20 protein-coding genes and 1 pseudogene are annotated in these 22,333 nt (G+C 64.9%); 15 read left to right on the top strand and 6 right to left on the bottom strand.

Going from position 1 to position 22,333, the window contains the following annotated elements:
- Positions 1-178: 178 nt before the first annotated feature.
- From ACLRDN_RS04750 to ACLRDN_RS04785, 8 genes are all read left to right on the top strand, one after another.
- On the top strand, positions 179-880 hold the full coding sequence (locus ACLRDN_RS04750; protein WP_413459184.1) for an SDR family oxidoreductase: 702 nt from the start codon (positions 179-181) through the stop codon (positions 878-880).
- Positions 881-1,108: 228 nt separating this feature from the next.
- Complete coding sequence (locus ACLRDN_RS04755) at positions 1,109-1,993, top strand: helix-turn-helix domain-containing protein (RefSeq protein WP_413459185.1); 885 nt, start codon at positions 1,109-1,111, stop codon at positions 1,991-1,993.
- A gap of 194 nt (positions 1,994-2,187) precedes the next feature.
- Positions 2,188-3,108, top strand: coding sequence for an ABC transporter substrate-binding protein (locus tag ACLRDN_RS04760; protein WP_413459186.1), 921 nt, complete (start codon positions 2,188-2,190; stop codon positions 3,106-3,108).
- Between the two features lie 58 nt (positions 3,109-3,166).
- Complete coding sequence (locus tag ACLRDN_RS04765; RefSeq protein ID WP_413459187.1) at positions 3,167-4,669, top strand: sugar ABC transporter ATP-binding protein; 1,503 nt, start codon at positions 3,167-3,169, stop codon at positions 4,667-4,669.
- Entirely contained in the window at positions 4,635-5,645 is a 1,011-nt protein-coding gene (locus tag ACLRDN_RS04770; protein WP_413459188.1) for an ABC transporter permease, read from the top strand. The genes ACLRDN_RS04765 and ACLRDN_RS04770 overlap by 35 nt, the downstream gene beginning before the upstream one ends.
- A gap of 52 nt (positions 5,646-5,697) precedes the next feature.
- Positions 5,698-6,429, top strand: a complete 732-nt coding sequence (locus ACLRDN_RS04775; protein ID WP_413459189.1) for an SDR family oxidoreductase — start codon at positions 5,698-5,700, stop codon at positions 6,427-6,429.
- A gap of 46 nt (positions 6,430-6,475) precedes the next feature.
- A complete protein-coding gene (locus ACLRDN_RS04780; RefSeq protein ID WP_413459190.1) occupies positions 6,476-8,122 on the top strand; it encodes an FGGY-family carbohydrate kinase in 1,647 nt (548 codons plus the stop codon).
- A gap of 14 nt (positions 8,123-8,136) precedes the next feature.
- Positions 8,137-8,862 (top strand): SDR family oxidoreductase, encoded by a 726-nt coding sequence (locus ACLRDN_RS04785; RefSeq protein ID WP_413459191.1) that lies wholly within the window; start codon positions 8,137-8,139, stop codon positions 8,860-8,862.
- A gap of 108 nt (positions 8,863-8,970) precedes the next feature.
- Here ACLRDN_RS04785 and ACLRDN_RS04790 read toward each other — a convergent pair whose 3' ends face one another.
- The gene (locus ACLRDN_RS04790; RefSeq protein WP_088755320.1) at positions 8,971-9,186 is read right to left on the bottom strand and encodes a glycine zipper 2TM domain-containing protein; all 216 of its coding nucleotides are present in this window, start codon (positions 9,184-9,186) and stop codon (positions 8,971-8,973) included.
- 249 nt (positions 9,187-9,435) lie between these two features.
- Here ACLRDN_RS04790 and ACLRDN_RS04795 point away from each other — a divergent pair, with 249 nt between their 5' ends.
- Complete coding sequence (locus tag ACLRDN_RS04795) at positions 9,436-10,515, top strand: alpha/beta fold hydrolase (RefSeq protein ID WP_413459192.1); 1,080 nt, start codon at positions 9,436-9,438, stop codon at positions 10,513-10,515.
- 14 nt (positions 10,516-10,529) lie between these two features.
- Positions 10,530-11,276: a hypothetical protein gene (locus ACLRDN_RS04800; RefSeq protein ID WP_413459193.1), complete on the top strand. Its 747-nt coding sequence runs from the start codon at positions 10,530-10,532 to the stop codon at positions 11,274-11,276.
- A 15-nt stretch (positions 11,277-11,291) separates the two neighbouring features.
- Here ACLRDN_RS04800 and ACLRDN_RS04805 read toward each other — a convergent pair whose 3' ends face one another.
- Together ACLRDN_RS04805 and ACLRDN_RS04810 are read right to left on the bottom strand one after the other, a co-directional pair.
- Entirely contained in the window at positions 11,292-12,452 is a 1,161-nt protein-coding gene (locus ACLRDN_RS04805) for a diguanylate cyclase domain-containing protein (RefSeq protein WP_413459194.1), read from the bottom strand.
- A gap of 172 nt (positions 12,453-12,624) precedes the next feature.
- On the bottom strand, positions 12,625-13,626 hold the full coding sequence (locus tag ACLRDN_RS04810) for an AraC family transcriptional regulator (protein ID WP_413459195.1): 1,002 nt from the start codon (positions 13,624-13,626) through the stop codon (positions 12,625-12,627).
- Positions 13,627-13,716: 90 nt separating this feature from the next.
- Here ACLRDN_RS04810 and ACLRDN_RS04815 point away from each other — a divergent pair, with 90 nt between their 5' ends.
- The 4 genes from ACLRDN_RS04815 to ACLRDN_RS04830 all read left to right on the top strand — a co-directional run bounded on the left by ACLRDN_RS04815 (position 13,717) and on the right by ACLRDN_RS04830 (position 18,932).
- Positions 13,717-14,985, top strand: coding sequence for an MFS transporter (locus ACLRDN_RS04815; protein WP_413459196.1), 1,269 nt, complete (start codon positions 13,717-13,719; stop codon positions 14,983-14,985).
- 213 nt (positions 14,986-15,198) lie between these two features.
- Positions 15,199-15,819 (top strand): glutathione S-transferase family protein, encoded by a 621-nt coding sequence (locus ACLRDN_RS04820; protein WP_413459197.1) that lies wholly within the window; start codon positions 15,199-15,201, stop codon positions 15,817-15,819.
- A 67-nt stretch (positions 15,820-15,886) separates the two neighbouring features.
- On the top strand, positions 15,887-17,950 hold the full coding sequence (locus tag ACLRDN_RS04825) for a pyridoxamine 5'-phosphate oxidase family protein (RefSeq protein WP_413459198.1): 2,064 nt from the start codon (positions 15,887-15,889) through the stop codon (positions 17,948-17,950).
- A 91-nt stretch (positions 17,951-18,041) separates the two neighbouring features.
- Complete coding sequence (locus ACLRDN_RS04830; RefSeq protein WP_413459199.1) at positions 18,042-18,932, top strand: LysR family transcriptional regulator; 891 nt, start codon at positions 18,042-18,044, stop codon at positions 18,930-18,932.
- A gap of 12 nt (positions 18,933-18,944) precedes the next feature.
- Here the strand turns inward: ACLRDN_RS04830 and ACLRDN_RS04835 are convergent, their stop codons facing one another.
- Positions 18,945-19,682 carry a type 1 glutamine amidotransferase gene (locus ACLRDN_RS04835; protein WP_413459200.1) on the bottom strand — a complete coding sequence of 246 codons (738 nt, stop codon included), beginning with the start codon at positions 19,680-19,682 and terminating at the stop codon, positions 18,945-18,947.
- Between the two features lie 151 nt (positions 19,683-19,833).
- Here ACLRDN_RS04835 and ACLRDN_RS04840 point away from each other — a divergent pair.
- Positions 19,834-19,932, top strand: a pseudogene (locus ACLRDN_RS04840) (VapC toxin family PIN domain ribonuclease); the annotation flags it as partial.
- Between the two features lie 52 nt (positions 19,933-19,984).
- Here the strand turns inward: ACLRDN_RS04840 and gabD are convergent.
- The gene (gene gabD, locus ACLRDN_RS04845) at positions 19,985-21,442 is read right to left on the bottom strand and encodes an NADP-dependent succinate-semialdehyde dehydrogenase (protein ID WP_413459201.1); all 1,458 of its coding nucleotides are present in this window, start codon (positions 21,440-21,442) and stop codon (positions 19,985-19,987) included.
- Positions 21,443-21,472: 30 nt separating this feature from the next.
- Positions 21,473-22,306, bottom strand: a complete 834-nt coding sequence (locus ACLRDN_RS04850; RefSeq protein WP_034341087.1) for an ABC transporter permease — start codon at positions 22,304-22,306, stop codon at positions 21,473-21,475.
- Positions 22,307-22,333: the final 27 nt, after the last annotated feature.

The raw sequence follows: 22,333 nt of genomic DNA on the forward strand, positions 1-22,333 counted from the left end.
CTGCGCAATGGTGCGCGATGATGCCCCAGAAATGCAACAGGGACATGACAAATTCCGGATGAGACTTTGCGCGTCCCGTCCCCTGCACGCCCTGGCCACACACACTACAATCGCCAATCCCGTGCGGGTGGGTCGTCTATTCCCGCAAGGCAAGATCATTTATCCACAAGGAGTTTCCATGAGCAGCAAAGTAGCCCTGATCACCGCCGCCGGCAGCGGCATGGGGGCCGCCGCCGCGCGCCGCCTGGCCGCTGACGGTTTCCAGGTCGGCATCCTGTCTTCCTCCGGACGTGGCGAGGCGCTGGCCGCCGAGCTGGGCGGTCTCGGCGTGACCGGCTCGAACCAGTCAGTGGAGGACCTGCAGAAACTGGTCGACCAGGCCGTGGCCCGCTGGGGCCGCGTGGATGTGCTGGTCAACAGCGCCGGCCATGGTCCGCGCGCGCCCATTCTCGACATCAGCGATGAAGACTGGCATCGCGGCATGGATACCTACCTGCTCAACGTCATCCGTCCCACGCGCCTGGTGACGCCGCTGATGCAGGCGCAAGGGGGCGGCGCCATCATCAACATCTCCTCGGCCTGGGCCTTCGAACCCTCCGACATGTTCCCGACCTCAGCCGTATTTCGTGCCGGGCTGGCCGCCTTCACCAAGCTCTTCGCCGACAAGTACGCGCCGGAAAACATCCGCATCAACAACGTCCTGCCGGGCTGGATCGACAGCCTGCCGCAACGTGAGGAACGCCGCGCCGGCGTGCCCATGCAGCGCTATGGCACCAGCGAGGAAGTGGCCGCGACCGTCGCCTTCCTGGCCTCCACCGGGGCCGGCTACATCACCGGCCAGAACATCAAGGTCGATGGCGGACTGATGCGTTCGGTGTAATACAGCCGACCCGAACGACACGACGGCCCTGCTTTGCAGGGCCGTTTTGCTGCCGTGCAGCGTATTTCATTCTCCGGCCCTTCGTGCGCAAAAAAGTATCAGTCCTTCTTCGCTGGTGATGTAGAAGCCGCAGCCAGAGGGGCACTAAGATGCAGCACATGATGAAAACTGCCAACAGCGATTTGTCAGTTTCAATAAGCAAAATGCTCTCGACCGAGAGGAGACACGATGCAGCCCGACCTGGAACTGGTCCATATCCGCAAGGGCGAATCCTTTGCGGCATGGATGCACGGCTACCCCTTCCGTACCGTGCGCTGGCACTACCATCCGGAGTACGAGATCCACCTCGTGGTGGCAACCTCGGGACGTTTCTACGTCGGTGACCACATCGGCGATTTCGCCCCGGGCCAGCTGGTGATGACCGGCCCCAATCTTCCGCAGAACTGGATTTCCGACATCGGCCGCGATGAGGTGGTCCCCGTGCGCTCGCTGGTGATCCAGTTCCCCGAGCAGCTGGTGGATCAATGCGCCGCCAGCATCCCCGAGATGGAAGCCATCATGCCGCTGCTCGAACGTAGCCATCGCGGCCTGCTGTTCGATGCCGCCACCAGCGACACGGTGCGCCCGCTGATGCAGCGCCTGATCGATCAACGCGGCCTGAAGCGCCTGGCCCTGTTCTGGGAAATCCTCGACGTGCTGGCCAACTCGCCCGAGCCGGAAGTGCTGGCCAGCCTCTCCTACAAGCTCGACCTGTCGGGCGTGAACAGCAGCGGCCTCAACCGCGCCATTGCCTACCTGCGCGAACACCTCACCGATGACATCGGCGAACAGGACCTGGCCGACATGGTGGGGCAGAACCTGAGCACCTTCTCGCGCGCCTTCAAGCGCCACACCGGGACCACCATGGTGCGCTACAAGAACCAGTTGCGCGTGGACCTGGCCTGCCTGGCCCTGCTCAACAACCCGGAAGCGCGCATCACCGACATCTGCTACGAGACCGGGTTTTCCAATCTCTCCAACTTCAACCGGCACTTCCAGAAGATCAAGGGCATGTCGCCTTCGGAATTCCGCAATACCTTTGCCAGCAATGGCCTCTTTGCCGCGACCGGATAGTGCAGGCTGCATCTCGCAAATCATTTAAATCATTCAAATCATTCAAATCATTTAAATACTTTCCTCGCCAGGGAAAACCACATTCAGGAAAGCCCCCGCTTTCCGGAACAGGACAGGTTTTGCCTGTCACTTCGCAACGAGCATGCCGGGCAATCCCGTCATCAAGCACACGACCAACAACAATGGAGACTGCAATGAAGAAAGCACTGACCGCACTGGCCTTGTCCACCGCCACGCTGGTGGCGTTCACCGCACCGGCGAGCGCCCAGGAACTATCCAAGCTCAAGATCGGCATGAGCTTCCAGGAAATGAACAATCCGTATTTCGTCTCGATGAAAAAGGCCCTCGATGATGCAGCCAAGTCCTTCGGTGCCAAGGTCATCGTCACCGATGCCGCCCACAACGTGGCCAAGCAGATCGCCGACATCGAAGACATGCTGCAGCAGAACATCGACATCCTGCTCATCAACCCGACCGACTCCGCCGGGGTGGAAGCGGCGGTGAAGGCGGCCAAGGCGCGCAACGTGATCGTGGTGGCGGTCGATGCCAATGCTTCCGGTCCGGTGGACATGTTCGTCGGTTCCAAGAACAAGGACGCCGGCTACCAGTCCTGCCGCGCGCTGGCCGATGCCATCGGCGGCAAGGGCGAAGTGGCGATCCTCGACGGCATCCCCGTGGTGCCCATCCTGCAGCGCGTGGAAGGCTGCAAGCAGGCCCTGGGCGAATACAAGGACATCAAGCTGGTGGCCACCCAGAACGGCCGCCAGGACCGCTCGGTGGCGCTGGGCGTGGTGGAGAACATGATCCAGTCGCGCCCCAACCTCAAGGGCATCTTCTCCGTCAATGACGGCGGTGCGATGGGCGCGCTGGCCGCCATCCAGGGCAGCGGCAAGGACATCAAGCTGACCTCGGTGGACGGTGCGCCGGAAGCCGTCAAGGCCATTGGCGATGGCGGTCCCTTCATCGAGACCACCGCGCAGTTCCCGCGCGACCAGGTGCGCGTGGGCCTGGCCATGGCGCTGGCCAAGAAGTGGGGCGCACGCGTGGTGCCCAAGGAAGTACCCATCGACGTCATGCCGGTGACCAAGAAGAACGCGGCCGGCTTCAGCTGGTAAGCCGCTGGCGCGGCAGCCATGTGTTGCCGCGCCTTCCTTTCCCTTGATGGAGGCAGCCATGCTCCAACTGACTGGTATCAAGAAAAACTTCGGCCCGGTGACGGTGCTGCGCGGCGTCGACCTGCAGGTGCGCGCCGGTGAAGTGCACGCGCTGCTGGGCGAGAACGGCGCGGGCAAGTCCACGCTGATGAAGATCCTGTGCGGCATCGTCACACCCGATGCGGGCGAGATCCGCATCGATGGACAGGCCTGCCGTTTTGCCAGCTATCACGAAGCCATCGCCGCTGGTGTCGGGGTGGTGTTTCAGGAATTCTCGCTGATCCCTTATCTGGATGCGGTGGACAACATGTTCCTCGCACGCGAGCTACGCAGCTCCTTCGGCCTGCTGCAGCGTGCCGCCATGAAGCGCCGCGCGGCGCAGATCATCGCGCAGCTGGGCGTGGAAATTCCGCTGGAGGTGCCGGTGTGCAAGCTCTCGGTGGCGCAACAGCAGTTCGTCGAAATCGCCAAGGCGCTGGCGCTCGATGCGCGTCTCCTGGTGCTGGATGAACCAACCGCGACCCTCACGCCCGGCGAGGTCGAGCACCTCTTCAAGGTGATGCGCGGCCTGCGCGAGCAGGGCGTGGCGATCATCTTCATCTCGCACCATCTGGAAGAAATCTTCGAGATCTGTGACCGCATCACCGTGCTGCGTGATGGCGCGTACATCGGCACCTGTGCCGTGAGCGAAGTGGACCAGGCGCGCCTGGTGGAGATGATGGTGGGGCGGCGCATCGAAAACTGCTTCCCGCCCAAGCCGTCCGCCTCGCCCGAGGGCGACGTAGTGCTGGAGGTGCAGGCCTTGCAGCTCAAGCGCAATGGCCCGGTGTCGCGTTTCCAGTTGCGGCGCGGCGAGATCCTGGGCTTTGCCGGCCTGGTCGGCTCGGGCCGCACCGAGACCGTGCTGGCCATGCTGGGCGCGCATCCGGCGGTGCAATGCAAGCTGTCCATGCACGGTGTGCCGCTGCGCTTTGCCGATCCGGCGCAAGCCCTGCAGGCAGGCATCGGCCTGCTGCCGGAAAGCCGCAAGGAGCAGGGACTCATCACCAGCTTCCCCATCCTGCACAACATCTCGCTGAACAATTACGGCAAGTATCGCGCGGGTGGCCTGTTCCTGGATCGCCGCCGCGAAGCCGAAGCGACCCGCATCGCCATGCAGCGCGTGCGCGTGAAAGCGCCGGATGCGCATGCGCGGGTCGATACGCTGTCCGGCGGCAACCAGCAGAAAGTAGTGATCGCGCGCTGGATCAATCACAACATGCAGGTGCTCATTTTCGATGAACCCACACGCGGCATTGATGTAGGTGCCAAGGCCGAGATTTATCAGCTCATGCGCGAATTCACCGCGCAGGGCTATTCCATCATCATGATTTCTTCCGAGTTGCCGGAGGTGGTCGGCATGTCCGACCGGGTCTGCGTCTTCAAGGGCGGCGGCATCGTGGCCACCGTCGAAGGCGATGCCGTGACCGCCGAAGAAATCATGACCCATGCCACCACCGGGAGACTCCACCATGCAGCATGAAGCCAATACCCTGGGCAGCGCCCCCGTGCGCGCCTCATCGCAGGCGCGCTGGCGCGCCCTGATCCATTCACCGCTGGCGTTGCCCCTGGCCGGGCTGGTCGTGGTCTCGCTCCTGATGGGGCTGGCCTCGGACAATTTCTTCACCGTCTCCAACTGGCTCAACGTGCTGCGCCAGGTGTCCATCGTCGGCATCCTCGCCGTGGGCATGACCTTCGTCATCCTTACCGGCGGCATCGATCTGTCGGTCGGTGCGGCCATGGCGCTGGCCGGTACCTTGTCGGCCGGGCTGATCGTCAACAGCGGCCTGCCCGCACCTGTGGCACTGCTGGCCGGCATCGCTCTGGCCGCAGGCATCGGCCTGCTCAACGGCGCACTGGTGGCCTGGGGCCGCATGCCAGCCATCATCGTCACGCTGGCCACCATGGGCGTGGCGCGCGGGGTGGGGCTGATCTACTCGGGCGGCTATCCGATCTCCGGTCTGCCGGGCTGGATCTCGTGGTTCGGCGTGGGCCGCATCGGCATGATCCCGGTGCCGGTGATCCTGATGCTGGTGGTCTATGCACTGGCCTGGGTGCTGCTGCAACGCACGCCCTTCGGCCGCCATGTCTATGCCATCGGCGGCAATGAGATGGCGGCGCGTTTGTCAGGCGTGAAGACTGCGCGCATCAAGCTGGCGGTGTATGCGATTTCCGGTTTCACCTCGGGCCTGGCCGCGATCATCCTGACCGGCCGCCTGATGTCGGGCCAGCCCAATGCGGGCGTGGGCTTCGAGCTCGATGCGATTGCCGCCGTGGTGCTGGGCGGCACTGCCATCGCCGGTGGGCGCGGGCTGGTGGTGGGCACGCTCATCGGCGCGGTGCTGCTGGGCATCCTCAACAATGGCCTGAACCTGATGGGCATCAATCCCTACCTGCAGGACATCATTCGCGGCGTGATCATCCTGCTGGCGATCTATATCGCCAGGGAATGGCGCTGAGCATTTCCATTCCTTTTTTTCATACTCAATTTCATTCACAAGGAGACAGAACATGACTCAATCTCTCGCTGGCAAGATCGCCGTCATCACCGGTGCCGCCTCCGGCATCGGCCTGGCCACCACCGAAAAGCTGCTGGCCAATGGCGTGACCGTGGTGATGGTGGACTGGAATGCCAAGGCCCTGGACGAACTGGCCGCGCGCCTCGGCCCGCAGGCCATCCCGCAGGTCACCAACCTGCTGGACGCCGACAGCTGCGCGGCAATGGTGCCGGAGATCCTGGCCAAGGTCGATCACATCGACATCCTCTACTGCAATGCCGGCACCTACATCGGCGGCGAGCTGGTCGATACCACGCCCGAGGCCATCGACAAGATGCTCAACCTCAACGTCAATGCCGTGATGAAAAACGTGCATGCCGTGGCGCCGCACATGATCGCGCGCAAGACCGGCGACATCATCGTCACCTGCTCGGTGGCCGGGCACTTCCCGACGTACTGGGAGCCGGTCTATGCCGGTTCCAAATGGGCCATCACCTGCTTCGTGCAGACCATGCGGCGCCAGATGATCCCGCATGGCGTGCGCGTCGGTCAGGTCTCGCCCGGCCCGGTGATCTCGGCGCTGCTGGCCGACTGGCCGGAAGAGAACCTGCGCAAGGCCAAGGAATCGGGCAGCCTGATCGAGCCCTCGGAGGTGGCCGATGCGGTCGAGTACATGCTGACCCGCAACCGCAATGTGACCATCCGCGATATGCTCGTGCTCCCCACCAATTTCGATCGCGTGTGAGCAAGACAACGCGGCAGGTGGCCCTTGTCCAAACCAGCGAGGAAAGATGGAGACCTATCTGATCGGCATCGATGTCGGCACCGGCTCGGCCCGGGCCGGTGTATTCGATCGCAGCGGCAAGCTGTGTGGCAGCGCGAAACACGACATCGATCTCTTCCGCGACGAGCGCCGCGCACGTGTCGAACAATCCAGCGCCCAGATCTGGCACGCCGTATGCCGCGCGGTGCGGGGTGCCGTCGCCAAGGCCGGCATCGATCCGGAAAGCGTCACCGGCATCGGCGTGGATGCGACCTGTTCGCTGGTGGTGCAAGGCGCGCCGGCCGGCGTGGGTGATGCCGGCCATCCCGAGCGCGATGTCATCGTGTGGATGGATCACCGCGCGCTGGAGCAGGCCCGGCGCATCAATGCGGGTGGGCATGCGGTGCTGTCCTATGTGGGCGGCGTGATCTCGCCGGAGATGGAAACGCCCAAGCTGCTGTGGTTGAAGGAACATCTGCCGGAGGTGTATGACGGCGCTGCGCAGTTCTTCGATCTCACCGACTTCCTGACCTGGAAGGCGACGGGGTCGCTGCAGCGCTCGTCCTGCACCGTGACCTGCAAGTGGACCTATCTGGCCCATGAAGGGCGGTGGGATGCCGACTACTTCCATCGCATCGGCCTGGGCGACCTGGCCGACGAAGGTTTTGCGCGCATCGGCCAGGAGGTGGTCTGGCCCGGCACGGCATTGAACGGTGGTTTGTCTCCACAGGCTGCGCAGGAACTGCAGTTGCGGCCCGGCATCGCGGTGGCGGCCGGACTGATCGATGCCCATGCGGGTGGCGTCGGCACGGTCGCCGCACGCGGTGGTGCGGAGGATGCAGCGGCTTGCATGGCCTATGTGTTCGGTACCTCTTCCTGCACCATGACCAGCAATGCCGAGGCGGTCTTCGTGCCCGGTGTGTGGGGCCCGTATTACAACGCCATGGCCCCCGGCATGTGGCTCAACGAAGGCGGACAGTCGGCAGCGGGTGCGGCCATCGATCATCTGTTGACGCTGCATCCGGCCACGCCGCAAGCGCGCGAGATGGCCACTGCCGAGGGGATGGAATTGCCGCAATGGCTGGCCACGCGCGCGCTGGCCTCGGTGGCCCAGCCGGCGCAGGCAGTCTGGCTGGCCGGACAGATCAACGTGGTGCCGGAATTCCTCGGCAACCGGTCACCGCTGGCCGATCCGCAGGCGCGTGCGGTGCTGCTCGGGCTGGGCATGGAACACGACATCGACAGCCTGGTGGCGCTCTACGTGGCAGGACTGTGCAGCCTGGGTTACGGCCTGCGCCAGATCATCGAGGCGCAGGCGGCATGCGGGGTGCGCATCGCCAGCATGTCGGTCTCGGGCGGTGCCGGCACGCATCCGCTGACGCGCCAGTTGCTGGCCGATGCCACCGGCCTGCCGGTGGAAATCACCGCCTGCCCGGAGCCAGTGCTGCTGGGATCGGCCATGCTGGCAGCGGTTGCTGCGGGCACGCATGCCGACCTGCAGAGCGCCATGGCGGCCATGTCCAGCGTGGCCGGGCGCAATACGCCGGCGGGGGAGGCCATCGGCCGCCTGCACGAGGCGCGTTACCAGGCCTTTCTCAAGAGTCAGCAACTGGCGCGGGAGATTCGCGACAGCCTGGCCCCGCTGCTGGCCGCACAGGCCGCAGCTTCCCATTGAACGAGGAAAAGCAGATGGAATTTTCAGGAACATCGGTCATCATCACCGGGGCCGGCAAAGGCATAGGCCGCGCCTGCGCACGGTTGATGGCACAGCGTGGTGCCGAGGTGATCGCCCTGTCGCGCACTGCCAGCGACCTGGCCAGCCTGCGCGAAGAAATCGGCGGCCGTTCGGTGCAGGTCGACCTGTCCGATCCGGCCGCCGCCCGGCGCGCCATGGAGGAGGCCGGTACTGCGGACTTCCTCATCAACAGCGCCGGCATCAACGTGCTGCAGTCAAGCACGGAAATGACCGATGAAGGCTATGAGGCGGTGCTGGGCGTGAACCTGCGCGCGGCCCTCATCACCTGCCAGGCCTTCGCCCGGGCGCGCATTGCGGCCGGTGGCGGCGGTGCCATCGTCAACATCACCTCCATTGCGGGCCATCGCGGTTTTGCCGAACATCTGTGCTATGCCGCCTCCAAGGCCGGCCTGGAAGGCGCGACGCGGGTATTGGCCAAGGAGCTGGGGGCGCATGGCATCCGCGTCAATGCGGTGGCGCCGACCATCACCCTGACCGAACTGGCCGAGGCCGCCTGGAGCGATCCGGCCAAGTCGGCACCGATGATGGTGCGCCATCCCTTGCAGCGTTTCGCCTCCGCCGAGGACGTGGCGCGCAGCATCGCCATGCTGCTTTCACCGGATGCAGCCATGCTCACGGGGGCGGTGGTGCCGGTGGATGGCGGCTTCCTGGCCGTCTAGCGGTGCCCGCCCTTGCGCGCTTCACACGCAACAAGGGCGGCCCGAAGGCCGCCCTGGCAAAGCTGCACGCGGCTCTCGCCGCGCAAACTTGACGAAACTTGACCTGGTTCAGCGGCCGATCTGGTGACCGATCACGCCGCCCACGGCCGCACCGCCGGCGGTGCCGATGCCGCTGCCACCGGTGAGGATGGCGCCGCCCACGGCACCCACGGTGGCGCCGATGGCGGTGTTCTTGTCGCGGGTGCTCATGTTGCTGCAGCCGGTCATGGCGGTCAGCGCGATGGCAGTGATGGAAATGGCAGCGATCTTGTGCAGTGTTTTCATGATCTTTTTCCTGATCGAAAGTTGGGCTGGTTCCCGAAGTTTTTTGAATGAGGGTCCGGCTCGCGCATGCTGCCCCAAGGAGGTCTTCATGCGGGAGCGGGTATGGCAATAGACCAGCTTGATCTCGAAAAGATTCGAGTTGCAACACGTTCTCTTACAGTTGTTACATACTCTGGCCTGCGCCGTACCAGCCCTTGGGAAGAGGGTGTTCAGGCGTGTTTTTTACAATAAACAGACCAGAGAGACCTCATGACCCTGACCTCAAGCCTGCGCCGGGCAGCCCGCCTGTTGCTCACCTCAGCCAGCCTGCTGCTGGCGGCTGCGCCGCTCTACGCTGCCGAACCGGCCAAGCCGGTGGAAGGCAGCTGGGTGGCGCCGCGGTTCCAGTTCCATACCGGCCAGACCCTGGAGAACCTGCGCCTGCACTACGTCACCCTGGGCGAGCGCAGCAATCCGGCGGTGCTGGTGCTGCACGGCACCTACCAGAGCGCCGGGGCGATGCTGTCCAAGGACTTCGGCGGCCAGCTCTTTGGTCCCGGCCAGCCGCTCGATGCCAGCAAATATTTCATCATCATTCCGGACGGCATCGGCGTGGGCAAGTCCACCAAGCCCTCCGACGGCCTGCGTGCGGGCTTCCCGCAATACAACTATGACGACATGGTGCTGGCGCAATACCGCATGCTGACCGAAGGCATGGGCATTTCGCACCTGCGCCTGATCATCGGCAATTCCATGGGCGGCATGCAGACCTGGATCTGGGGCGGCACCTATCCCGGCTTTGCCGATGGCCTGGTACCGATGGCTTCGCAGCCCACCGAAATGGCCAGCCGCAACTGGATGATGCGGCGCATGCTGGTCGAATCGATCAAGCAGGACCCGGCCTGGAACAACGGCAACTACACCACCCAGCCGCCGTCGCTGCGCCTGGCCAACAACATGTTCGTCTTCGCCACCAATGGCGGCACGCTGGCCTACCAGGCCATGGCCGGTACCCATGCCCAGGCCGACAAGCTGGTCGATGAGCGCCTGGCCGCGCCGGTGACGGCGGACGCCAATGATTTCATCTACCAGTGGGGTTCCTCGGCCGACTACAACGCCGCGCCGGGTCTGTCCAAGATCAAGGTGCCGGTGCTGGCCATCAATTCCGCCGACGACGAACGCAACCCGCCCGAGACCGGCATCATGCAGGCCGCCCTGAAGGAAGTGCCGGGCGCCCGGCTGCTGCTGATCCCGGCCAGTGCCGACACGCGTGGCCATGGCACCACCGGCATGGCGCGCTTCTACGTGCGCGAACTTGGGCAGTTCCTCCAGGGCCTGCCCGCCCGCTGAGTCCGGAACTGATGATGCACAAGCGCATCGGGCGTTGCCTGCCGGTCCTGGCCGCGATCCTGCTGGCGGCATCGGGCCGCCCGTCGGAGGCGGCCACGGGCTACTACCTGGTCAATGTCTATTCCGATCCGGGGCAATGGACGCTGGACTACAAGTACTGGAACGCCAAGACCAGCGTCGGTCCCCCGATCGGTTCGCCTGAGCTGGGGATCGGTGTTGGCGTCAATTCGCGCTGGTACACCGAGCTCTATGGGGTGACCCTGCAGGATGCGGTACAGGGCACGCAGCTGCTGAGCATGAACTGGCAGAACGACGTCCTGCTCACGCAAGGGGAGTATCCCGTCGACCTGGCCATCCATACCGATGTGGGCCAGTATCGCAACAGCCAGCGCGATGGCTATTCACTGGAGTGGGGGCCGGCGCTGCAAACCGAATGGTGGCGCACGCAGTTCAACGCCAACCTGTTCTTCCAGCGCGATTACCGTACCCGCCAGGGCGGGCCGACCCAGCTGGCCTATCAATGGCAGGTGCGGCAGCACTGGCGGCCCTGGTTCAACTTCGGGCTGCAGGGCTTTGGCGAACTGGGACGATGGGATCACTGGGCCGCACGTGACCAGCAGTCGCATCGTGCTGGCCCGGCCCTCTTCGGCACCCTGCGCATGGGACAGCAGTTCGTGAAATACGAAGCCGCCTACCTGTTCGGCAGCAATGCCACCCTCAGTGCGCGCACCTTCACCATGCGGCTGCAAGTGGGCTTCTGACAGGCGCTGTGCACCTTATCCCGCGGTGTAGAGTTCATAACCGCTCTTGCCCCGGTGCTTGACGTGATACATGGCGGCGTCGGCCTGCTCCAGCAGCCGCGACAGGTCTTGTCCGTGGCTGGGATAAAGGCTGATGCCGATGCTGGCGCCCAGGACGAATTGCTGGTGTCCGACCTCGATGGGGGCGGCCAGTTTGGCCAGCAGCTTCTTGGCGATTTCCGGGGCCTGGTCCTGGCGTTCCAGCTGGGTGGCGATCACGGTGAATTCGTCCCCGCCCAGGCGCGCGCAGATGTCGGTGCTGCGCACGGCTTCCTTCAGGCGCTGCGCCACGCACATGAGTACCTTGTCGCCCACCGCATGGCCAGCCTGGTCATTGACGGGTTTGAAGTTGTCCAGGTCGATGTAATACACCGCCACCAGGTGATGCGGACGCGTGGCCAGCAGCAGCGCCTGGTCGAACAGGTTGTTCATGAAATGCTTGTTGTAGAGGCCCGTGAGCGGATCCTTGAAAGCCATTTTGAGGGCCTTGGCCTCGGCCTGGACCAAGCGCCGATGGAACAGCGCCAGGATGGCTGTCAGCAGGCTCATGTACAGCAGCGCCACCAGCGCCGTGCCCAGCAGGAAGCCGTAGCGCAGCCAGGGCGGATAGAAGTGTCCGATCAGGCCGCCGCAGGCCCAGTGCAGCGTCAGCGCAATGCAGGCGGTGGCCATGCAGCGGCGGATGATGCGCGGGCAGTCGATGTCGTCGCGCAGGATCATCCAGCTCAGGCTGGCCAGCGCAAAGACGTTGAAGAGGGCATAGCTGGTGCTCTTGATGAGCGGCAGGGCCAGCTGGTTGTTGGACCACAGCATCCACAGTTCGGCTACGGCGGCGCTCACGCAGATGGCCCGCACCAGCAACGTACGGTGCTGCAGACCGAAGAAGCGCACGAAACCCATCACCAGCAATATTTTTTCCAGGACCAGGAAGCTGCCATAGACCGGATTGGCAAAGGCGCGCTCACCCAGCGGCGTGAGATAGAGCACGGCCAATCGCCCCAGCAAGGCACAGCTGATGGCAGCCGCAAACCAGTTGGCGCCGGGGTTGGTACGCGGAATGCGCGCTGCCAGCAGAAAGAGCGCGATGAAGACGCAATACACTCCGGCCCCGAAAGCGTGCACGATCTCATAATGCATGGCGTCCCCTTGCACTGTCCCATCCGCCTGTCCCGGCAGGCTAGTCCCCGCTACCGATCATAGCCAAGCGCAATGGGCGCGTACAGCGGAAATGAAGGCTTCTTCACACATCCCTTCCAGCAACATTTCCGAAGCGCAAAATGAGGGTGCAAACGCAGGCCCCGTGCGGCGCTCAGCCCAGGCGCGCTGCGCTGGGCGGGTGTCCGATGATGCGCTTGAATGCGCGACTGAAGGACGCTTCCGAATCGTAGCCCAGCCGGTTGGCCACCACCGCCACCCGCAAGCCGTCGCGGGCGATCCAGTGGCGCGCCTGGAACATCTTCACGCGCGCCACGTACTTGGCCGGGGTCTCGCCCACCGTGGCCGAAAACTTCTCGATGAAGCTGGAACGCGAGGCCCCCATCAAGGCCGCGAGTTCATTGACCGACCAGTCGCGTTCCGGATGCTGGTGCACCGCGGCCAGCACCCGTCCGACCAGCGGGCAGCGCACTGCGGCGATCCAGCCGCTGGCATCGGTGCAGGCACATTCCACCCAGCCCCGGATGATGCTGGCGGCCAGCACGTCGGCCAGGCGCGCCAGGATGCCGCAGCCGCCGATGCGGTTGAGGGCCACTTCGCGCTCCATCGCATCGAGCAGCGCCAGCACCGCCGGATCGCGCTGGGCCAGATCACAGGCGCGCATGGCCTCGGGCATCATCATCAAGAGCGGGTGCAGCGGGTCCAGGTTGAAGCGCAGCGTGCCGGAGAACACCACGTGCGTCGGCGGCACGGGGGCAGCATCGGATTGGGCATGCGCACTGTCATCGACCAGGAAGAGATTGTCCGCCACTGCCTTGCGGGCCAGCTTGCCGATCTCCACCGTCGGCAGGGCGCGCGCACTGGCCAGCGCATGCGCCGAGCCACGTGGCAGCAGTACCGCATCGCCTGCATTGAGCTGCAGCCAGTCATCCTGGCCGACCTGTATCCAGCAACTGCCCTGGGCGATGAAGTGGAAGGTCGCCTCGCGCCGCGCCGGGAAGGCCACCGCCCAGGGCTCGTGCAGCACGTAGCGGGCGTACTCGACGCCATCGAGCCGCAGGCCCAGCAGGATCTCGGTCAGCGGATCGACGCCATCGGCGGGACGGTCCTTGGGGGCGCACTCAGTGATTTCGGGGAGATTTGGACGAATAGTCATATCTTTGCGAAATATCGGCATGGAAAGTCCAGACATTTAACCATAGACTGCGCTACCCAGTCATGAAACGTCACAAGAAAGGTTTTACCCATGTCCAACCCCGGCATCATCGAGGCCCCGCTGACCGAGACGGCGGCCCCGGCCAGCGGCGCTGCGGCGCCTGCCCACAAGGCAGCGCAAGACATCCCGGCCAACTGGAGCGGCATTGCCAGCCTGGCCCTGGGCGTCTTCAGCCTGGTCACCGCTGAATTCCTGCCCGCCAGCCTGCTCACCGCCATCGCCACCGACCTGCACGTCTCCGATGGCGCGGCCGGCCAGGCCGTCACGGCCACGGCCATCGTCGGCGCCGTGGCCGCCCCCAGCATCCCGCTGCTGACCCGCAACATCGACCGCAAGCGCGTGGTGCTCATGCTGACCCTGCTGCTGCTGGTGTCCAATGTCCTGGCCGTGACCGCGCCCAGCCTGCCGGTCCTGCTGGTGGCGCGGGTGTTGCTGGGCGTGGCGCTGGGCGGCTTCTGGTCGATGGCGGCAGCGCTGGCCATGCGCCTGGTGCCGGACCATCTCTTCGCCCGGGCCATGTCGCTGATCCTTACCGGGGTCTCGGTAGCCACCGTGTGCGCTGCGCCCATCGGGGCCTACATGGGCAACCTGTGGGGCTGGCGCAGCGCCTTCGTGGCCGCCGGCGTGGTGAGCCTGGTGGCCTTTGCGATCCAGTGGATCGCCATTCCGCGCCTGCCGCCCAAGGACCATCCCAGCCTCAAGGTGCTGGCTGAACTGCTGGGCCGCAAGGATGTACGGGTCGCGCTGCTGGCGGTGCTGCTGGTGGTCTCCGGCCACTTTGCCGGATTCACCTATATCCGCCCGCTGATGGAGCAGATCACCCACATGTCGGTGGCGACGATCTCGGCCGTGCTGCTGGGTTATGGGGTGGGCGGCTTCTTCGGCAACTTTGCCGGGGGCTTCATCGCCGAGCGCAGCGAACGCTATGCCATCGTCAGCGGCGGCACGCTCATCGCCCTGTTGGCGGCCTCCCTGTGGGTGGCGGGCAGTTCGCCGGTGGTAGCGGCCATCGCCATCACGCTGTGGGGCTTTGCCTTCGGTGCCTTCCCGGTGGGCTTCCAGACCTGGATCGTGCGCGCCGCGCCGGACCACGCCGAAGGCGCGGGTGGCCTGCTGGTGGCCGCCTTCCAGGTTGCCATTGCCAGCGGGGCCATTGGCGGCGGCGTGCTGGTGGACCATGTGGGCGCGCTGGGCGGACCGATCTTCGCCGTCATCGCCATCACGCTCGGTACCTTGCTGACGCTGCGCTATGGCCCGCGTGGCGGCGGTGCGCCGGTCGGAGGCAATGCGCATTTCTGAACGGAGGCGCCGGGTCTCCTGCTGACCCGGTGTGAGTGCCTGACGGCTTGCGGCCCTTCGCCGGAAGCCGTTTTCATTTCCGCCGCATTATTCCTCCCTGTGCAATAAAGAAGTGCCGACGGCACGGATTCTCTTCATCCGCGCTTGGCTCCACACTGGCGTCACGGTCAAGGAACAACTCCCTGACCGACCCAACCCACCAGGAGCCCTCCCATGAAGATCCATCATTTCTCCCTCTCCGGCCACGCTCATCGCGCCGTCCTGTTCGCTTCGCTGCTGGGCCTTGAGGCCGAGCTGATTCACGTGGACCTGGCCGGTGGCGCCAACAAGCAGCCGGCCTTCCTTGCCCTGAATCCCTTCGGCCAGGTGCCGGTGCTGGAAGATGGGGAAGTCGTCATCGCCGACTCCAACGCCATCCTGGTCTACCTGGCCAAGAAGGCGGGCCGCACCGACTGGCTGCCCGAGGATGCCCAGGGTGCCGCCGCCGTGCAGCGCTGGCTGTCGGTGGCTGCCGGTGAGCTGGCTTATGGTCCGGCTGCTGCACGCCTCATTACCGTATTCGGCGCCCGTTTCAATCCGGAAGAAGTGATCCAGCGCGCACACCTGCTGCTGGGCCGCATGGAGCAGCATCTGGCCTCGCGCCAGTGGTTGGCTGCCGATCATCCGACCATCGCCGACGTAGCCGTCTACAGCTACCTGGCCGGCGCCCCCGAGGGCAATGTCGATCTCGCCGCCTATCCGGCCGTGCTGGGCCTGCTGCAGCGGGTCGAGGCCCTGCCAGGCTTCGTACCCTTCCCGCGCACGGCCGCTGGCCTGCGGGCTGCCCAGGCCTGATTGTCCGGGCACATTTGCTGGCCGTCGCCACGCCCATTGCTTGCACTGTCTTTTCGAGAGGTCCGTCATGAGCACTTTCCCCAAGCTACCCACCTGGCATGCCGGTGAGAAACAACTGCAAGCGCAACTCGGCGTGGCCGACAAGATGGAATCCGTGGGGCAGCGCGTGGTGCGCGACTTCATGCCCGAGCAGCACCGCGATTTCTACGGCCAACTGCCCTTCATCGTGCTGGGCAGTGTCGATCCTTCGGGCGACGCATGGGCGACCTTCCTCGAAGGCCATCCCGGCTTCCTGGCCTCGCCGGCGCCGACCCAGCTGGACATGCACGCCCGTCCCGCGCCCGAAGACCCGGCCGCCGCCGGCATGGCCGCAGGTGCACCGGTCGGCCTGCTGGGCATCGAGATGCACACGCGGCGCCGCAATCGCATGAATGGTGTGCTCGCACCGCTGGCCGACGGCTGGCGCGTGCAGGTGGACCAGAGCTTCGGCAATTGCCCGCGCTACATCCAACTGCGCGACTATTCCTTTGCCCGTGAGCCGGCCGAGGCGCATACCGGGCAGGTCGAGATGCTGTCCACGCTCGACGAAGCAGCCCGTGCCTTGATTGCCGGCGCCGATGCCTTCTTCGTGGCTACCTATGCCGACCTGGAAGGGCGGCGCCAGGTGGATGTCTCCCATCGGGGCGGCAAGCCGGGTTTCGTGCGGGTCGATGCAGAGGGCGTGCTGACCGTGCCGGACTTCAACGGCAACCTGTTCTTTTCTACATTGGGCAACATCGTGCTCAATGGCCATGCGGGTTTGCTCTTTGTGGACTACGCCTCGGGCGATGTCTTGCAGATGACCGGGCAGGCCGAGGTGATCCTCGACTCCCCCGAGATCGCCGCCTTCGAGGGCGCCGAGCGCCTGTGGACTTTCCGCCCGCAGCGCATCGTGCGCCGCCGTGCGGCACTGGCCTTGCGCTGGGCCTTCCAGGCGCAAGCCTTTTCGCCCTATGCGCTGATGACGGGGGACTGGCAGCAAGCCGCCGAGCGTGTGCGCGCCCAGGCCCTGGCCGGCCAGTGGCGCAGCCTGAAGGTGGCGCGCATCGTGCAGGAAAGCGAGACCATCCGCTCCTTCCACCTGGTGGCCGACGATGGCGCCGGGCTGCTGCCGGCGCTGCCGGGCCAGCACCTGCCGATCCGGGTGCGCACTGAGGCCGGGGCCGCGCCGTTGATCCGCACCTACACCTTGTCCTCGGCGCCGCACGAGGGGCACTACCGCATCAGCGTCAAGCGCGAGGGCGTGGTGTCGCAATACCTGCATGCACAGTTGCGCGAGGGTGACCGCATCGAGGCGCGCGCCCCGGCGGGAGACTTCACGCTCGATACCGCCACCGACCGCCCGGTGGTGCTGCTGGCCGGTGGTGTGGGCATTACGCCGATGATGGCCATGCTGCGCCACCTGGTCCAGGAAGGAGTGCGCCGCCAGCGCATGCGACCGGCCATCCTGTTTTATGCCGCTCGCACGCTGGACGAGCGCGCCTTCGACGCCGAGCTGGCCGAGCTGGTGGCGGCTTCGCGCGGTGCGGTCAGGCTGGTACGCGTGCTCAGTGACACCACCGGCGCCCGCGAGGGCGACGCGTTCGATGCCGCCGGCCGGATCGACATGCACCTGCTCTCGCGCAGCCTGCCGTTTGGCGATTACGAGTTTTACCTGTGCGGTCCGGGCGGCTTCATGCAGGGGCTCTACGACGGCTTGCGCGGATTCGGCATCAGCGATGAGCGCATCCATGCCGAAGCCTTTGGTCCGGCCTCGCTTACCCGCACCGGCAACACCGTCGCGGCGGCAGTGCCGCTGGCACCGGTGGCCGAGACCGCCGTTCCGGTGATCTTCATGGAAAGCCTCAAGGAAGCCCGCTGGATGCCGGATTCCGGCAGCTTGCTGGAGCTGGCCGAAGCACGCGGCCTGTCGCCCGAGTTCAGCTGCCGCGAAGGCCACTGCGGCAGTTGCCGCACCCGTTTGCTGGCGGGCGAAGTGACTTACCTCAAGCCACCGCAGGCCAGTGTGGGCGAAGGCGAGGTGCTGCTGTGCTGCGCGCGCCCGGCCAAGTCCTCCGGACCGGAGGCCCCGCGCCTGGAGCTGGCCCTGTGAGGGCGATATGAAGTCCTTGGAAAGTCCCTCTCCGGATGCCGTTGAAGAGGGCATAATGCGACCTTCTCCGACAGGCAGGGAAGGAAGACACATGGACCGATGGCTGGCAATGCGAATCTTCGTGCAAGTGGCCGAGACCGCCAGTTTTGCCAAGGCGGCGCGGCAGATGCAGTTGAGTGCGCCGGTGGTCACCCGCACCGTGGCGGGACTGGAAGAACTGGTCGGCGCGCGGCTGCTGGTGCGCACCACGCGCTCGGTCAAGACCACCGAAGCCGGGGCCCGCTATCTCGAAGACTGCCGCCGCATCCTGGGAGAGATCGCTGAAGCCGAAGCGGCTGCGGCCGGCCATTACGATCAGCCCTCGGGCACGTTGTCGGTGACGGCGGCCTTGTTGTTCGGGCAGTTGCATGTGCTGCCCATCGTTACCGAATATCTCGATCTTTATCCGGGCATGCGGGCGCGGACGTTCTTCGTGGATCGCCCGGTCAACATCGTGGAAGAGGGCATGGATGTGGCCGTGCGCATCGGTCATCTGCCTGATTCGGGATTCACGGCCATCCAGGTTGGTTCGGTCAGCCGCGTGATCTGTGCCTCGCCCGACTATCTGCGCCAGCATGGCACGCCGGCCTCGCCCGGCGATCTGAAGCAGCATCGCATCGTCACGTCCACCAGCGCCTGGGCTTCGCCGGAATGGCGCTTTGCCGATGGCCAGCGCGTGGTGATCGACGCGGCCCTGCAGACCAATACCAATGAAGCCGCCATCAGCACCGCCCGCCAGGGCTGGGGCTTGACGCGCGTGCTGGCGTATCAGGTGGCGGCCGACTTGCAGGCCGGGCGCCTGCAGCGGGTCATGAGCGAGTTCGAAGAGCCGCCCCTGCCGATCCATATTCTCTATCCGGAAGGACGGCGCTCGCCGGCCAAGGTGCGCGCCTTCATCGACCTGGCGGTGAGCCGCTTGCGGGCGCATCCGGCGTTTCACTGAGCGCTGCCGGGTTCATCGGTAATACGAAAGTCCCCGCACTGAAATACGCAGGGGACGGTCCAGCTGCCTCGTCCAGGCCGCATAGGTCTGGTCGGCGACCAGGCGCAGGGCGGCGATGCGTTCCGGCAATTGATCCAGGATCTGTTCCCGGGTTTGTGCCGCCGGGCCGTGTGCACAGAGCAGTTCGTCGCGGCCGGCGGCACACCAGTTGCGCACGCTCTCTTCGGTCACTTCGAGATGGCCCTGGAAACCCCATTGCTTGCCGCGCATGAATCCCTTGTTCAGGCAATGGCTGCCATACATGGTGCGCACCGCACCGGGGGGGATTTCGAAGGTGTCGTAATGCCAGTTGAAGATCGTCACCTGGCGTGCCAGTCCCATGCGCTGCTGTGCCGGGGGCGTGACCCAGACCGGGCTCCAGCCGATGTTGGCGCAGAGGTTGCGGCTGACCTGCGCGCCCATGGCACGGGCCAGCAATTGGGCACCGAAGCAGTGGCCCAGCACCGGCACGTCGCGGGCCAGGGCATCTTGCAGGAGGGCGTGTTCGGCGTGGATCCAGGGCAGGTCGTCATTGACGCTGTGGTCGCTGCCCAGCGTGACGATGCCGGAAAACTGGCTGGCATCGCGCGGGGCGTCGCCTTCTGCGGCGGGTTGAAACAAGCGATAGGGCAGGGCATGCTGCTCCAGATGATCCAGCAGGACACCGGGGCCCTGTGTGCTTTCATGCTGGAGGATGGCGATCGGTCTCATAGACAAGGGACCGGCGCGGGCCGGTCCGTAGTGGAGGAGACGTCAATGTAGGACGCGAGACGTAAACGCCGGGTTGTATTTTTGAGTGGGGGCGTAAACATCCTGTAAAGCTACTGACGTGATCGCGGACGGACAGGCCATCCATCTGCCTGATCGGATGATCGTGGCAACGGCGCGAAAGTTTTCGGCTCCGCTTGTCACGAAGGACGACAAAATTCGTGCCCACCCGCACTTGAACACCATCTCGTGAAAAGGCCGCCATGATGGCGGCCTTCGACATCTGTGCCATGCAGCGGACGCTCTCAGATCCCCCCCATGCACAAATACTTCACCACCAGATAATCATCAATCCCGAAGTGCGACCCTTCGCGCCCCAGTCCTGATTGCTTCACGCCCCCGAAGGGCGCGACTTCATTGGAAATCAGCCCGGTATTGATCCCCACCATGCCCGACTCAAGACCTTCTGCCACACGCCAGATGCGGCCGATGTCGCGTGAGTAGAAATAGCTGGCCAGCCCGAATTCGGTATCGTTGGCCAGGGCCACCGCTTCCTCATCGGTCTTGAAACGGAACAGCGGTGCCATCGGACCAAAAGTCTCTTCGCGGGCCACCTGCATGGCCGGTGTCACATCGGCCAGCACGGTGGGCTCGAAGAAGCTGTGGCCCAGCGCATGGCGCTTGCCACCCAGCAGCACGCGTGCACCCTTGCCCACGGCATCGGCAATGTGCTGCTCGACCTTCTTGACGGCCTGCTCGTTGATCAGCGGACCTTGGGTCACGCCGTTCTCCATGCCATCGCCGACCTTCAGTTTCTTGACCGCTTCCACCAGCTTGGCCGCGAAGGCGTCATACACCCCATCCTGCACGTAAATCCGGTTGGCGCACACGCAGGTCTGGCCGGCATTGCGGTACTTGGAGGCAATCGCCCCTTCCACGGCAGCATCCAGGTCGGCATCGTCAAAGACGATGAAGGGTGCATTGCCGCCCAGTTCCAGCGAGAGCTTCTTGATGCTCGATGCGCTTTGCTCCATCAGCAGCTTGCCCACGCCCGTGGAGCCGGTGAAGCTGATCTTGCGCACGATGGGGTTGGAGGTCATCTCGCCACCGATGTCCTTGGCGCTGCCAGTGACCACGCTGAACACCCCTGCCGGGATGCCGGCGCGCTCGGCCAGCACGGCCAGCGCCAGTGCCGAGAAGGGCGTGGCTTCAGCGGGCTTCAAGACCATCGGGCAGCCGGCGGCCAGTGCCGGACCCGCCTTGCGCGTAATCATTGCAGCGGGGAAATTCCACGGCGTGATCGCAGCGCAGACGCCGATGGCTTCCTTGATGACCACGATGCGATTCGACGGCGAGGGCGACGGAATGGTATCGCCATAGGTGCGCTTGCCTTCCTCGGCAAACCATTCGATGAAGGAAGCGGCATAGCCGATCTCGCCCTTGGCCTCGGCCAGCGGCTTGCCCTGCTCGGCCGTCATGATCAGCGCCAGGTCGTCGGCATTGGCCATCATCAGCTCATACCAGCGGCGCAGGATGACGCTGCGTTCCTTGGCGGTCTTCTTCTTCCAGGCCGGCCAGGCGGCGTTGGCCGCTTCGATGGCGCGGCGGGTTTCGGCTGCGCCCATCATGGGCACGCTGCCCAGCAGGCTGCCGTTGGCGGGGTTGTAGACCTCGTGCTTGCCACCTTGGTCGGCGTCGCACCACTGGCCGTTGAGATAGGCCTGCTGGCGCAGCAGGGAAGGATCTTTGAGTTGTTGCAGCATGTTGGTTCTCCGTAAAATAAGGGGGCCGGCTCAGAAGCGCGCGGCCGCCTTGTTGCGCCCGCGCAGCCATTCCAGGGCCAGCAGCAGGCAGGTCGAAAACAGAATCAGGATCGTCGCCAGGGCGGCGATGGTCGGGCTGATGTTGTCCTTGATGCCGGCAAACATCTGGCGCGGCAAGGTGGCTTGCTCAGGCCCGGCCACGAACAAGGTCAGAACCACTTCATCGAAAGAAGTTGCAAAAGCGAACAAAGCCCCCGAGATCAGCCCCGGCGCGATCACCGGCAAGGTGATGCGGAAGAAAGTGCGCAGCGGACTGGCCCCCAGGCTCAGGCTGGCGCGCACCAGGTTGTGGTTGAAGCCCTGCAGCGTGGCCAGCACCGTCGTGACCACGAAGGGCGCACCCAGCGCGGCATGCGCCAGGATCAGGCCGAGGTAGCTGTCGGACAGGCCAATGCGGGCAAAGAACAGATAGACACCCACGCCCACCACCACCACCGGCACGATCATGGGCGAGATCAGGATTGCCATCAGGATGCCCTTGCCGCGAAAGTCCGACTTGTTCAGGCCGACGGCGGCCAGCGTGCCCAGTACGGTTGCGATGACGGTCGCGGCCGGTGCCACGATGAAACTGTTCTTGGCGGCACGCACCCATTCGTCGGAGCTGAACAGGTTCTCGTACCAGCGCAGCGAGAAGCCCTTGATCGGATACATCAGGAAACTGCTGTCGGAGAACGACAGCGGGATCATCACCAGGATGGGCGAGAGCAGGAACAGCAGCACCAGCAGGTTGAAGCCGCGCGAGGCAAAGAACCAGGCGCGTTCCACCAGCGAGGTGTAGGGCGGGAAGAGAGGCGGTTTGTTCATGGCGTACTCCTTGGATTCTTCAATGGC

Origin of the sequence: Herbaspirillum huttiense, assembly GCF_047300815.1 — a bacterium.
GTDB classification, from domain to species: Bacteria; Pseudomonadota; Gammaproteobacteria; order Burkholderiales; family Burkholderiaceae_D; genus Herbaspirillum; species Herbaspirillum huttiense_A.